The sequence below is a fragment of the Oceanobacter sp. 4_MG-2023 genome, from assembly GCF_030689165.1.
Taxonomy (GTDB): Bacteria; Pseudomonadota; Gammaproteobacteria; order Pseudomonadales; family Oceanobacteraceae; genus Oceanobacter.
In genome coordinates this window covers 14,093-26,971 of record NZ_JAUYVV010000019.1, presented here as the reverse complement: position 1 = coordinate 26,971, position 12,879 = coordinate 14,093, and the positions used below count along the sequence as shown (strand labels likewise).

At 50.6% G+C, this 12,879-nt stretch carries 9 protein-coding genes; 5 read left to right on the top strand and 4 right to left on the bottom strand.

Going from position 1 to position 12,879, the window contains the following annotated elements; all coding sequences use genetic code 11:
- Positions 1-3: 3 nt before the first annotated feature.
- A complete protein-coding gene (locus Q8W24_RS12855; RefSeq protein WP_303431924.1) occupies positions 4-579 on the bottom strand; it encodes an elongation factor P hydroxylase in 576 nt (191 codons plus the stop codon).
- Positions 580-866: 287 nt separating this feature from the next.
- On the opposite strand from Q8W24_RS12855, the gene Q8W24_RS12850 reads away from it, so the two are divergent.
- Complete coding sequence (locus Q8W24_RS12850; protein ID WP_305415370.1) at positions 867-2,228, top strand: MATE family efflux transporter; 1,362 nt, start codon at positions 867-869, stop codon at positions 2,226-2,228.
- Positions 2,229-2,313: 85 nt separating this feature from the next.
- Here Q8W24_RS12850 and Q8W24_RS12845 read toward each other — a convergent pair whose 3' ends face one another.
- Positions 2,314-3,351 (bottom strand): NADP(H)-dependent aldo-keto reductase, encoded by a 1,038-nt coding sequence (locus Q8W24_RS12845; protein WP_305415371.1) that lies wholly within the window; start codon positions 3,349-3,351, stop codon positions 2,314-2,316.
- A gap of 265 nt (positions 3,352-3,616) precedes the next feature.
- Between Q8W24_RS12845 and Q8W24_RS12840 the strand changes: the two genes are divergently transcribed.
- The 4 genes from Q8W24_RS12840 to Q8W24_RS12825 all read left to right on the top strand — a co-directional run bounded on the left by Q8W24_RS12840 (position 3,617) and on the right by Q8W24_RS12825 (position 10,044).
- Complete coding sequence (locus Q8W24_RS12840; RefSeq protein ID WP_305475540.1) at positions 3,617-4,750, top strand: YeiH family protein; 1,134 nt, start codon at positions 3,617-3,619, stop codon at positions 4,748-4,750.
- Positions 4,751-5,357: 607 nt separating this feature from the next.
- Entirely contained in the window at positions 5,358-5,909 is a 552-nt protein-coding gene (locus Q8W24_RS12835) for an RNA polymerase sigma factor (RefSeq protein ID WP_305452276.1), read from the top strand.
- Entirely contained in the window at positions 5,909-6,985 is a 1,077-nt protein-coding gene (locus Q8W24_RS12830) for a FecR family protein (RefSeq protein ID WP_305475538.1), read from the top strand. Before Q8W24_RS12835 ends, Q8W24_RS12830 begins: the two co-directional genes overlap by 1 nt.
- A gap of 167 nt (positions 6,986-7,152) precedes the next feature.
- The gene (locus Q8W24_RS12825; RefSeq protein WP_305475537.1) at positions 7,153-10,044 is read left to right on the top strand and encodes a hypothetical protein; all 2,892 of its coding nucleotides are present in this window, start codon (positions 7,153-7,155) and stop codon (positions 10,042-10,044) included.
- Between the two features lie 114 nt (positions 10,045-10,158).
- On the opposite strand, the gene Q8W24_RS12820 is transcribed toward Q8W24_RS12825, so the two are convergent.
- Together Q8W24_RS12820 and Q8W24_RS12815 are read right to left on the bottom strand one after the other, a co-directional pair.
- Positions 10,159-10,563 (bottom strand): hypothetical protein, encoded by a 405-nt coding sequence (locus tag Q8W24_RS12820; protein WP_305475536.1) that lies wholly within the window; start codon positions 10,561-10,563, stop codon positions 10,159-10,161.
- A 211-nt stretch (positions 10,564-10,774) separates the two neighbouring features.
- On the bottom strand, positions 10,775-12,121 hold the full coding sequence (locus Q8W24_RS12815; RefSeq protein WP_305475535.1) for a hypothetical protein: 1,347 nt from the start codon (positions 12,119-12,121) through the stop codon (positions 10,775-10,777).
- Positions 12,122-12,879 lie beyond the last annotated feature (758 nt).

Genomic DNA, 12,879 nt, shown 5'->3' with positions numbered 1-12,879 from the left:
CAGTCAGAGTCGTTCCAGCACAAAAAGGTCGGCTGAAAATATTTCGTGGCGCTGATAATAGTCCAGTAGCGCGTTTTTTAATACTTCCGCACGTTCTGGCAAGCCGTGGTGATAGTAATGGCAGGCTTGCTGCCATACCGCCAGGGCAAATGCCTTACGCCCGGCGGCCACTTCAACCGGGTCTCCATCGAGGTTATCCGTGCTGATATAAAAACGCCGCCCACACGCTTCCGACAATAACCATTCGACCGCCTGGGGCTTGATTTCTACCTGCTCAAATTCACGCTGCTGCGCGGCACTGCGGCCATCGGGTTCGTACCAATAACCAAAATCAACCAGGCGGCGACGCTGAGCGCCCGCAATACACCAATGACTGATTTCATGCAGGGCAGAAGCATAAAAACCATGGGCAAACATAATTCTGTCGTAAGCGTATTCACTATCAGATGGCAAGTAGACAGGCTCGCTATCGCCAGCAATCAGACGGGTGTTTTGGGCAGAGAAGAACAAGTCATCAAACAGCTGGATCAAGTCCGCTGTTTTCAGCGTGTCAGAAGAACCGGTGGGCATAACCAACATCGTTAACCAAAATCAAACAGTTTGTATTATAGCAGTAATCCACCTTGTTCAGAGGGTATAAACCACGAAATCCCTTTAAACACCCCTCAATCGACCTCCACGGCGCACCTTTCTGAGGCTTTCTGAGGCTTTCTGAGGCTGCCGCACGGCCAGGGACGAACGCTGGCAGCGAGTGGTTACTTTCCCGTATGCGCAAATACGCCAGCAGCCTTGCAAAGCCGCCGTATTCGGGGAAAATGCCGCGATCCTGGCCATTCCTTTTACTTCTGTTCAGAGCTACCTGCCCCATGTCGTTTGTCAATCGCGAAACCCGCGCCCTGTTTAAACTTACCTTGCCCATTATGGCAACCCAGATGGCCCAGATCGGTATGGGAACGGTCGATACCCTGATGTCGGGCTATGTCAGTACCCGGGATTTGGCGGCAGTGGCGATTGGTACCAGTTTATGGTTGCCGGTCTGGCTGTTTCTGGCCGGGATTCTGGTGGCATTATCGCCATTGGTATCCGGCCTTAACGCTTCCAAACAACACCAACAGCTATCCAGCCTGCTGGCATCATCGGTCTGGCTGGGGGCGATTGCTGGCAGTCTGATCGGCCTGTTGCTCTATTTTGCCGCGGATATGTTGCCACTATTGATCGATGACACGGTCACTGCCGCATTGGCAACCCGCTACCTGGTCGCTATCTCGATAGGTTTTCCGGCCGTCGGTGTTTTTCTGGCCTTCCGCTTTTATGCTGAAGCCTTGAGCCAGGCCACCCATGTTACCTGGATCATGCTCTCCGGGCTGATTGCCAACGTGCCAGTGAATGCGGTGTTTGTGTATGGCTGGCTGGGTTTTCCAGAGATGGGCAGTGTCGGCTGTGGTATTGGCAGCAGTCTGATTTTTGTCTGTATGGCGATAGCCATGGCCATCAACACCCGCAAATACCGCCTCGGTAAAGAGGCATCCCTGCTGGATCTGATGAACTCTCCGGCCTGGCATCATGTGCGTAATATCTTGCGGATTGGGGTACCGATCGGCATTGCGATCTTTTTTGAAGTCAGCCTGTTTACCGCTATTGCGCTGTTCCTCACCGATCTTGGCCCGGTAGTGGTCGCCGGGCATCAGGTGGCTCTGAACATGTCATCCATCACCTTTATGATACCGCTGAGTTTAGGCATGGCGCTCACTGTGCGTGTTGGCCACTATCTCGGCAGCGGAGATACCTTGCTGGCCCGACAGACCGCCTGGCTGGGGGTGCGGCTGAACCTGGCCATTGCCTTGTTTAATGCCACCTTGATTATTCTGCTATCAGAAACCATTGCCGGGTGGTATTCCCCCGATCCGGAAGTGGTCGCCATTGGTTCGGTATTACTGGTATACGCTGCGGTATTCCAACTGTCTGATGCCACTCAAGTCGCGGCAGCAGGTGCCTTGCGTGGCTATCAGGATACCTTTGTGGTGATGCTGATTACCTTTGTCACGTATTGGCTGGTTGGCCTGGGCTGTGGTTACGGTCTGGCTTTTCACGGCATCCCCTTGCTGAATATCGCTCCGGCAGGAGCACCGGGTTTCTGGACTGGCCTGGTTATTGGTTTATCTGCGGCGGCACTGGCGTTATCACTCAGGCTGAAACGGGTATCCCGATTACGACCAGCGGCTCTCTGAGCCGCTTTGACCCGGTCATCGGCATGCTGCCGCTGACCGGCCTGATCCCCTTCCGCTTACTCCATCCCGGCAGAGTCCGCTCAGCTCAGGGACAGGGGTTGGAAATCACCTTGTGAATTCCCTCAATACGTTCAATGGTCTCGGCATCCAGCACGACATCCGCACTGGCGATATTTTCTTCCAGCTGTGGCAAGGTCGTTGCGCCAATAATATTCGAGGTTACAAAATCCTGCTGGGTTACAAAGGCCAGCGCCAATACCGCCGGTGACAATCCAATATCCGCAGCCACTTCGGCATATTGACGTACGGCTTCTTCAGCCTGGGCGCCCTGATAGCGGGAGAAACGTTCAAACAAGGTAATACGGGCATTTTCCGGCATGGCACCATTCAGGTATTTTCCGCTCAACACACCAAACGCCATGGGTGAATAAGCCAGCAAGCCGACGTTTTCACGCATGGACACTTCCGCCATGCCAATCTCATAACTGCGGTTCAGCAGATTATAAGGGTTTTGTACCGATACCGGACGCGGCCAGCCATGCTGATCAGCAATCTGGATCACCTTCATGGTGCCCCAGGCGGTTTCATTCGACAGGCCATAATGGCGAATTTTACCCTGCCGGATCAGACCAACCAGAGCTTCCAGAGTCTCTTCCAGTGCCGTGGTTTCTTCGTCGTGATCGTGTACATAGCCAAGCTTGCCAAAAAAGTTGGTACTGCGGGCGGGCCAGTGCACCTGATACAGATCGACGTAGTCGGTTTGTAAACGCTGCAGGCTGGTATCAATGGCCGCATTCACATGTTCAGGGGTCAGCTGCGGGCCATTGCGAATATGGGTCATCCAGTCCCCCGGCCCGGCGATCTTGGTCGCCAGAATCACCTGCTCGCGCTTGCCGGAGCGGGCAAACCAACTACCGATATATTGTTCGGTCCGGCCTTGTGTCTCCCCTTTTGGCGGTACCGGATACATTTCTGCGGTATCAAAAAAGTTGATGCCGGCAGCCACAGCACAGTCCATCTGGGCATGTGCTTCTGCTTCCGTGTTTTGCTCCCCCCAGGTCATGGTGCCAAGACACAACCGGGTGACATCAAGATCTGTATTGCCAAGCTTGCGTGTAAACATGAAATCCTCCTCAAAATGAGGCCCAGTATAACGGCTCCCGCCGCTTACTTGGGCCTGGAACAGACTCATGCTGTCAGTGGGTTATTGCACCGGCAAACCACCAAAGGTGACAACGGGCACCACTGCCCAGGCCTGACAGTGGAGCGATGCGCCACTGCTTTTCGGATTTTCCGGATACAGTTATGGAATTAAGTAATTTATCCGAATAAAAAATAAAGAATAAGCTTATTACAAATAGATATATCTAGTTAATAGGGTGATGTTTGTGGAGCTGTACAACAAAGAGACCGTCCAGCAGGCGGGGATCAACAAGCCCCTGGCGGCCATATTAATGGCTGTCCTGATTACACTGATCGCAGTCACGGCTGGTGAAATCGCCGGCTTCAATGTGGTGCAAGGGTTGGGGATCGGCGCGCTGCCGATCAGTATCCTGATTGGTATGGGACTGGCGGCACTGCCCTTGACGGAACGGCTGCGCGCTATCGATAGTGCGGAATCCGTCCACCGGATAGCACAAAAAACACTGCTGCAAGCCGGTATTGTGTTGTTTGGCTTTCAGCTCAGCCTCGCCGACCTGGCCGCTGTCGGCTGGCAAGCCGTGATTGCTGACATCATCACGATCAGCGTCATACTGCCGCTGGGTATCTGGCTGGGACTTAAAATTCTCAAGCTGCCGCTCTCTCTGGCTGTATTGCTGGCCATAGGCAGCGCGGTCTGCGGAGCTGCTGCCATTCTGGCAACCGTGCCGGTGCTCGGCAAATACCTCCATGATGGCGAAAGCCAGCAGCAACAGCAGCAATCTACCGGTCTGGCCGTGACCGCCGTGGCCCTGTTTGGCACTCTGAGTGTGCTGCTTTATCCGCAAATACAACACTGGTTTGGACTCACCAATACAGTGGCCGGGGTTTATATCGGTAGCACCATTCATGAAGTCGCTCAAACCATGGCGGCAACAGAAGCCATGAATGCCGCAACCCAACACAACGCCGTGATTGTAAAATTACTGCGCGTATTGATGCTGGCTCCAGTCTTATTATTATTGGCGCTCTGGTTACAGAAAAAAAACACACAGAATAATCCAGCCACTCAAGGTCAACCGGCCAGACACAAAATCACCGTACCCGGATTTATCCTCTACTTTGTCGCCGTGGTCGTGCTGAATACCTTGCTGCCTTATGTTGTGGACAACGAGTGGTTACAACAGGCGCGTCATATAGCCACTCAGGCATCGATGCTGTTTTTGGCGCTGGCAATGTCTGCTTTGGGGCTGAATATCCGCTGGAAGCATCTGATTAATGCCGGTTTCAAACCGATTATTCTGGCGGTTTGTTTATGGCTGGTGCTGGTTTTTGGTGGCGCCACCCTGTTTAGTATTAGCCAGAACCTGGCGCTGATTTAAAGGCTGAAAAACCTCTGGGCAGTCGCTATTATCCTGCATTTACCCGGATCATAAGGGAATGCAGGAGTTATAAAAAAAGCCAGTCAGAGACTGGCAAAAGTCAAACATGGGATATTGGAACCTACTTTCAACGTTTTACTCATGAAATGTAACAAATCAACCCGATGAGAGTATTTTCATCACAAATAATTTATATAACAACCAATAAATCAGTTATAAAATTTCATAATAAAAACAAAGTCAACCTGTACATTCACAAGCAGCCCAATTGACTTATCATCAACCAAGCGCCGAAAATACTATACGAATATTCGTCATTCTTCAACATCCTCCCAGTGTCACATCAATAATTACATTAAATATAAAGCACTACAATCAGAACCATTAGACCTATAAATAAATATTTCATCCAACGGTAACATATTAAAAACACTCAAAAATCCATTAAAACACTCGAGTAAATTTATTATTTATTAAGTATTAATCAAGCAAGATTCATCTATACGTCATAATACTAGGCAAGAATTATCGAATTGGCCTGCATCCCCCACCCTCTGATTCCAGTGGCTTTACAGGCAGTAAAAGTTCCAGAAACCCAGGTATCGAAATGAGTTGTTATCAGGACGTTCTCGCGCTACCAGCCCGGCTACTGCAAGAAGAAAAGCCAAGGCTGCTGCGTTTCATAAAAAACAGAGTGCCTTCCAACCAGGAACCGGAAGATATCTTTCAGGAAGCCGTAGCACGTGCACTTGGACGCTTTAAGGAAGGCCACAGCACCTCCGATCCGGTGGGCTACACCTATCGGGTCGTGATGAACATCATCAATGATTTTTACCGTAACCAAGAAGAGGTGCAGTCTCTGCAGGAGTTACCAGAAAATACAGTTGCCAGCGAAGCCCCACAACCCGAACGTGTGATTGCTGCCAAGCAGAGGTTAGAGATGTTCATGACCTGCGTTGCCAGCCTGCCAGAAGAAACCCGCAATCTCATAGTACTGCGCAAGGTGCACGGACTCACCAATGGCCAGATAGCTGCGCGCTTGGGGCTTTCCGGTAAAGTCATCGAAAAGCGCATCAACCGGGCAATGAAATCCATAGAAGGACGCATGGAACAAAATATCGAATACCGTCCATCCAGCATTCGCAACAAGGTCAAATAATGAACAGGGCAACACTACTTCCCACACTGACACATCATGAAGAAGAGCGCATATGCCACTGGTTCTTGCACGGCGGTCTGGAACAGGCAACCGACCAGCAACGGCTGGAATTTGACCACTGGCTGACAGAAAATGAAGCCCGTCAGCATAAGGCTGACGCTATTTCCGGCATCTGGAACGATCCCGAATTCAGTGCCGCGCTGGCGGCCTTCGACACCAACACACTCGCCGATGAACAACCAAGCCCTCAGAGCTCTTATTCCTTAAGCAACCGCTATCGTTGGCCAGCGGCCATTGCCGCCTGCTTGGTGCTGGCAACAGCCATCGTTCTGCACCTCACACCCAATAGCAACAGCCTGCTCAAGCTCCAGACTGAGCGTTTACAAACCAGCCAGTACCCGCTCGAAGATGGATCAATTGTGGATATGAGCAGCGACACTGAGCTGCTGGTACGCTACGAACGCACCGAGCGTCACATCGATCTGACACAGGGTGAAGCAAAATTTTCCGTCGCCAAAAATCCACAACGGCCATTCACTGTCCAAACCCGCCAGGCAGCCATGAAAGCACTAGGGACCGTCTTTAACGTCGATCAGCGCGACTCAATTACAGAACTAACCGTGTTGGAAGGTCGGGTCGAGATCAGCCCGATCACTAACCAGAGTCAAAAGACCGTGTTAACAGCAGGTCAACGCATCCGTGTCAGCCAACGCGCGTTAGGCGTCATCAGTCACCTGGACACTGACGCAAGCAGTGACTGGGAACATGGTCTGCTGATCGCCGAAAACTTGCCACTAGCGGAGCTGATCATCGAACTCAACCGCTATTCCAACCGACACTGGGCAGCCGCTGACAACGTCAATGAACTGACCGTAAACGGCCGTTTCAATTTACGCGACAGCGATAAAAATCTGGTGATTTTGCAAGCATTATATGGGCTTGAAAATCATCCACGAGCCTCTATGGATACCAATACCATTTCCATAAATGCCGATCATCAGACTATTTACTTGACCCTTCCCGATATGAATCAAAAAGTAAACCAAAAGACGGATAAAAAGATGAACCAAGGCTGACCATGGGCACTGTCAATTGTGCCCTACTGATTCGCCGCTGCTGCGAATGCTGTCAGACAAATCATCGGATACCCCGTACTCAGCCAACCCTGGCTAATTATCCCGGTATCTGCCTGAGCATCTGCCTATTACTACAATCACAAGTACATGCACTCAGCAGCCAGGCAGTGACGAATCCAGCGACGTCTCCAACAGCCGAGTGCAGCAATAGCGATCAGCGCTACTTGCAGTTGGCTTCGCCCGGGTTGCAAGAAGCCACCGAGTTATTAGCCAACCGTTTTGGCTTACAACTGGTCAGTAGTGCCGACGTTGTAGCGCTACCAGTTGCAAACAACCCCACCCCGGCCTGCCGAACGCTGCCCCAGTGGCTAAGCCTGCTACTGCCCGACCACATCGGCTATCGAGTGATTGAAGACACCCTGGTGCTCTCGGCACACCTGGCACCAGCCGCACAGACAACAGCAGCAATTACAATAAAAGCGACACCAACCGCCAGCATCGACTTGCCCGATGAAATATTCGTCACTGCCGAGCTACAAGCTGGCGCTTCCCGCCGCAGTGCTCCAGAGCTGACCGGCAACCATGATTTCAAGCTTGACCGTGAGCAACTCCGCCAAACCGGAGTCCGTAATCTGCCTGCAGCGCTGGAACTGGCCTCCGGCGTCAAGATCGAAAATAACCGCTACGCCATCATTCGCGGCATGACCGGACGTTATCAGACCATTCAGATCAATCGAGGAGAGCTCCCAAGCCTGGACCCTGCCGGGCAAAATTTTCCGCTCGACTTCATCCCGCTCGGCATCCTCAACAGTATCGACCTACAAAAATCTGTGTATGCCGACGCCCCCGGCCAGGCCAGTGCTGGTATTCTCAATCTCGATACCATGCAACTGCCCGAACACGACTACGCCCAACTGGCTGCCAACTATCTCTATCGCCAGGGCAGCAACTCTAGCTCGACACTACAGGGCTACAGCAGCAGCAGCGATTGGTATGGATTTGACGATGGCAGCCGACGCATCCCCGACTTACTACTGCACACAGCCCGTCAGGGAAGCCTGGATGATCTGAGTAACACCCAGCGCCAGCAACTGGGAGAAGCCGTGGTCGGCGACATGGGGCTTTATCAGGCCCATAGCCAAAGTAGTGGTGGCCTGGATATCAGCACAGGAGTAAGCCGCCAGATCAGCAACGCTACTCTGGGTGGAACCCTATCATTCAACCTGCGGGATCACTGGCAAAACACCTGGATCCAATCCACCAGCTACAGTACAGGAACCGGGTATTCCGGCTCCTCTGCCGACTTCCATCACGAAGACTCAACCCACCAACGCAGCGAACATATTATCGACCTCAGTGCCATGGCCGCACTGGGTCTCGACATCAACGACGCGCATTACCTCGGATTCAATGTGCTTTGGCTCCACCAAAGCACCCACAGGGCCGAACTGATCAAAACCCAAGGGAAGAGCGAAAACGACATACCCAGCAACACAGCCTACCGCCGCGCCCTGATCAACTGGACTGAACGCAGCCTGTTACAGCGCCAACTATACGGCCGTCATCAATTGACCTCTGCCACCGATCTATACTGGCAAATAGCGTCAACCCAGACTAACTACGACCGCCCTCACGACCTGGACTACCGTTACTCATCCACCTCAGAAAACAGTGATTACCAACTTCAGCTCAGCCCATCCACTACCAACATCGGCTGGCGCAGCATGCAACAGCAAAGCCACTCGATCAGCCTGCATCTGAACCGGATATACAGCTTTGGGATAAACAGCCACCTCCTGACCGGAGAGCTAAAATGGGGATGGGAAAGCAGCCAAAAACAGCGTCACGGCTACAACCTGCTCTACACGTACAGCGGCAGTGACGACCTGACCAGTAATAGCCAACTGATGGAACAACCTAACCCCAACGACATCCTGACCCCCGAGCTCATCACCGGCGACGCCTCATCCAGTGGGTTTATACTACAAGACACCCTGCTCGATACCGACAGCAGCACCTCTCTTAGTGGTCGCTTCTATAGCGCCACCCAAATCAATCGCGCGACCTACCTACTGAACGACCTGGATCTGAGCGAACACTGGCAACTGATCAGCGGCATCCGACGCGAGTACAACCAGATGACAGCAGCCCTCTGGAATACCGAAGCCCACGCCGAAGAACCCTTGCAAACCGCCAGTCGCTGGTTGCCGTCCATCGCACTCGAATACCGCCCAGGCTTTCATCAACTGCGGGCCAATTACAGCCAAACCGTCGTCTGGCCACGATTCAACGAGCTACTGCCCGTGATTTACGAAGACCTGGACACCCGTACCAAAACCATTGGTAACCCAGACTTGAACAACTCTGACGTTCACAACTGGGATTTGTCATGGCAGTGGAAACCACTCGACATCCCACTACGACTGGGCAGCTCGCTCTACCTGAAACGTATTCACCACCCCATAGAAGGCACCTTCACCGACGACACAGAAGCCACCGACCAAGCCAGCTACAGCAACTACAGCTATCAAAACTCCCCCTTTGGACAAGTACAAGGCCTGGAGCTGGAAGCCGACTACCAATGGCAATGGTCAGGACAACACTTCAAGATTCAAGGCCGTTATGCCAACATCCGCTCCCATGTTCAGCAACGCGTCACCGGCCAACAAAATACCGACGAAACCGGATCAGACTCAGACGTCATCACAGAGACAACCACAAAAACATCAGACAGCCGCCCGTTACAAGGCCAACCCGCCTACATCAGCGCCCTGCGCCTGCAATACCAACCCAGCAACACACACACATTCAGCCTCGTCTACAAGCGCAGCGGCACCCAGCTCTACATCACCAGCGACCGCGACGACCTGCCTGCAGTTTACCAACAGCCCAGAAACCACCTTGACCTGAACTGGACCTATCAACTCAAACCAGCCCGCCTGACCCTCAGCATCAATAACCTCATCAACACCGCCCACCACTACCAACAAGGCGACTACCACTACCTCAGTTACCGCACCGGAAGGGAATATTGGTTAAGCCTTGATGTAGGGTTTTGACAATACTTGAAGATGGATTTTTATATCAAAGCCACGATACAAACCCGATATTCCAAATCGACATCACAAGACAAACAAACGGAAAACGGCCCCCAAAGCCGCCAGAACAAAAAATCACGACCGAATACGGCATGGCAAACCCATAGCAGCGCCAAGGCGCATGACAGTCCAAGAAACACCCCGAAACACCAAAACCACAGCTCTAATCACCATACATACAGCGAAACACAATGCCACCAGCCCTTTGGAATCCACCTCGTCAAATGGATCCCAATCATCAGACGTTACAATGCTCTCCGGCGGCTCCAATGCCAGGATGGCGGCAGTGAACTCTGGCGCCTCCCAGATATTCACAACCTCCTCGGCCCTCAGCCAACGGCCAGATTGACCTTGCAACCAACACTCAAAAGACTCCAGCTGTCGTTCGGTGGCTTGCTCACGCCCACCATGAATAAACCACTGGTATATACGGTATTCCTCGAAGGTTGAGACCTCACTCAACGGATCCGATGTTTTCATCGCGCTACCTTGTAACCAATATCGCAGCGAGGTCTGACACTTGTCATATGTTTTTATTCCTGAATACACCCAACACCATGCACCAATCCAACAACCCAGCCAGAAAATGAACATATTCCATCAATAACCAATAGCGTCTGTGCAGATACCAGAAAGGCCCATACCTTATGATATGGGCCTTGGCCTGGATTACCTTAGATCGCAGGAAAAATTACAGGCAAGCAGGCGCAGTCCAAAAAGAGTTGTTGTATGTAAAGGAGCTGGAACCCGTTGGTACAAATTTACCATCAGCAGCGGCGGTTATTGCACAATCGTAAGAAACTGCTTCGAAGCTGTCAGTAGAGATGTTTGCCGAGCTAATCTCAGCACACTCTTGTCCAGCGTAACCAGTAATTACAATTTCATCGAACAATGGTGTACCACCGACAACACCATTGGCAGTACCGTTGGTGTTACCAGTGCCTTCTTTCAGTTTGAAGATGGCATCGGTCATAGTAGCGGCATTAGAGCCATTGTATTGGACCCAAACACCAGTAACAGTAGCGGAAGCCAATGGAGTAGCAGCAGAGTTGTTCGGATTGCCAGCCAGCTCAAAAGCGTAGTCTTCCGCACCATTTTTGTCGCCTTGCTCGATATACACGTTCTCGATAGAACCGTGGAAACCGTAATCCCAATCGACGCTGTCGTCACCGTTACAAGTCAGCCAGATATCAGAAACAGCCACATCACCACCGAAGAACTCGATACCGTCATCCAGGTTTTCATTAACGTGGATATGGTTGATGGTTGTCGCTGAGGTAACGGCATACAGGGTCAAGCCGTTGATTTCATCACCACCGTTGGCAACCGGATCAGGATCTTCCACATCGATCTGAGTACCACCTTCAGTAATAACAACGTAAGTCAGGGTACCACTGCCGGTTTCACCAGCAGCTTTGGAGGTGCTGCCGGAACCGAAGTAATACCCGGTTGAGATGCCTTCCATGGTACAGGTATCTCCGGAAGTACATTCGTTGGCCACACCATAGCCGGACAGAATCACACCACCCCACTGACCTTCACCGCTATAGTCTTCGTCGTCACCGGAGAAATCATCATCATCCAGATAAGAGAAAACAATCGGGTCATTGACCGTACCCTGAGCATTTAGTTTGGCGCCACGGGCAATCACCAGAGCGGCGTTGGAAGCAGAAGCTACAACGTGAACACCCTCTTCGATAGTCAGTTCAGTATGATCAGCACTGGCATAGGCTGTATTCTGAGCATAACCATCACCCACAGTCACAATACCTGGCAGAGTCCAAAGTACTGGATATGTAACAGCACCAGGGCCAACGCCGACCGTAACGTCATTTTGCAGAGTAGCGGCCGCATTAATAGTAATACTGGTTGGCAATTGGCAAACCTGATAAGTAGCGCCTCCAATCCAGGATTTCAGACCAATATCTGTAATCGCAGAGTTGAGGGTTGCATTACCAGTTGCAGGACAAGCAGCCATTGCAGAATAGGTGTAACAAGAAGCAGCTATAACAGCTGCAGAAAAGATTAGTTTTTTCATTATAAATCTCCAATTTGTATTTCGCTAAAAACCACTAAAAACAGTAGCATTACAATCCAAAGCCCAAAATATCGATATTAACACCGATCGTTTCTCCACAAAGGAGCAACGCCATATTGACATATCATCAATGACAAAAAAAAGACACCATTATAATATATTAATCCTAATAATATTTTTTAAAAAAAACAAAAAATAAGTAAATTAACACAACTGAAATATAATAATTTAGGCATTTCAAATCAACAACTCAAAAATATAAAACCGGCCATACCTTCCCGTCAAAAACCGATTTATTTTTATTACACCAATAATTATTAATAATAAAAAAATATTATCTCAAAATTAAAACTTCAACTCCGCTTCTATTTTTAATCAAAAAAAGAATTTAACGGTCGAAAAAAATAGTTCATATTCGCTTGGGCTTCTAGGTTGATTTTTACAAAATTCAACGGTAAAAATCAGAACCTGATAAGCCGCGCAGCAATGGAGGATGTCATGCTACCCAGCAGAGTCAGAATGGAGTTTTTGAGCGAAAAATGGCGCTGTCGGGTAAAATCTGACTCAGATAGACGGGCCTTAAGATGAAATATGGCAGTGTCGTCAGATCTTTGGTACTCCTCAATATAAGATATTTTTTCGTTATTCAAAATCATGGGGAGGGAAACATAAAATAAACAGCAAAAAAACGAGCCTCAAAGGAGGCTCGCCATATGATCATAAAATTTTAGGCAGCAATTGCCACAGAGTTCACCTTT

Bases quoted from the DNA above. Each gene is read 5' to 3' on its own strand.
- Q8W24_RS12855 (WP_303431924.1), bottom strand. From the start codon at position 579: ATGTTGGTTATGCCCACCGGTTCTTCTGACACGCTGAAAACAGCGGAC.
- Q8W24_RS12850 (WP_305415370.1), top strand. From the start codon at position 867: ATGTCGTTTGTCAATCGCGAAACCCGCGCCCTGTTTAAACTTACCTTG.
- Q8W24_RS12845 (WP_305415371.1), bottom strand. From the start codon at position 3,351: ATGTTTACACGCAAGCTTGGCAATACAGATCTTGATGTCACCCGGTTG.
- Q8W24_RS12835 (WP_305452276.1), top strand. From the start codon at position 5,358: ATGAGTTGTTATCAGGACGTTCTCGCGCTACCAGCCCGGCTACTGCAA.
- Q8W24_RS12830 (WP_305475538.1), top strand. From the start codon at position 5,909: ATGAACAGGGCAACACTACTTCCCACACTGACACATCATGAAGAAGAG.
- Q8W24_RS12820 (WP_305475536.1), bottom strand. From the start codon at position 10,563: ATGAAAACATCGGATCCGTTGAGTGAGGTCTCAACCTTCGAGGAATAC.
- Q8W24_RS12815 (WP_305475535.1), bottom strand. From the start codon at position 12,121: ATGAAAAAACTAATCTTTTCTGCAGCTGTTATAGCTGCTTCTTGTTAC.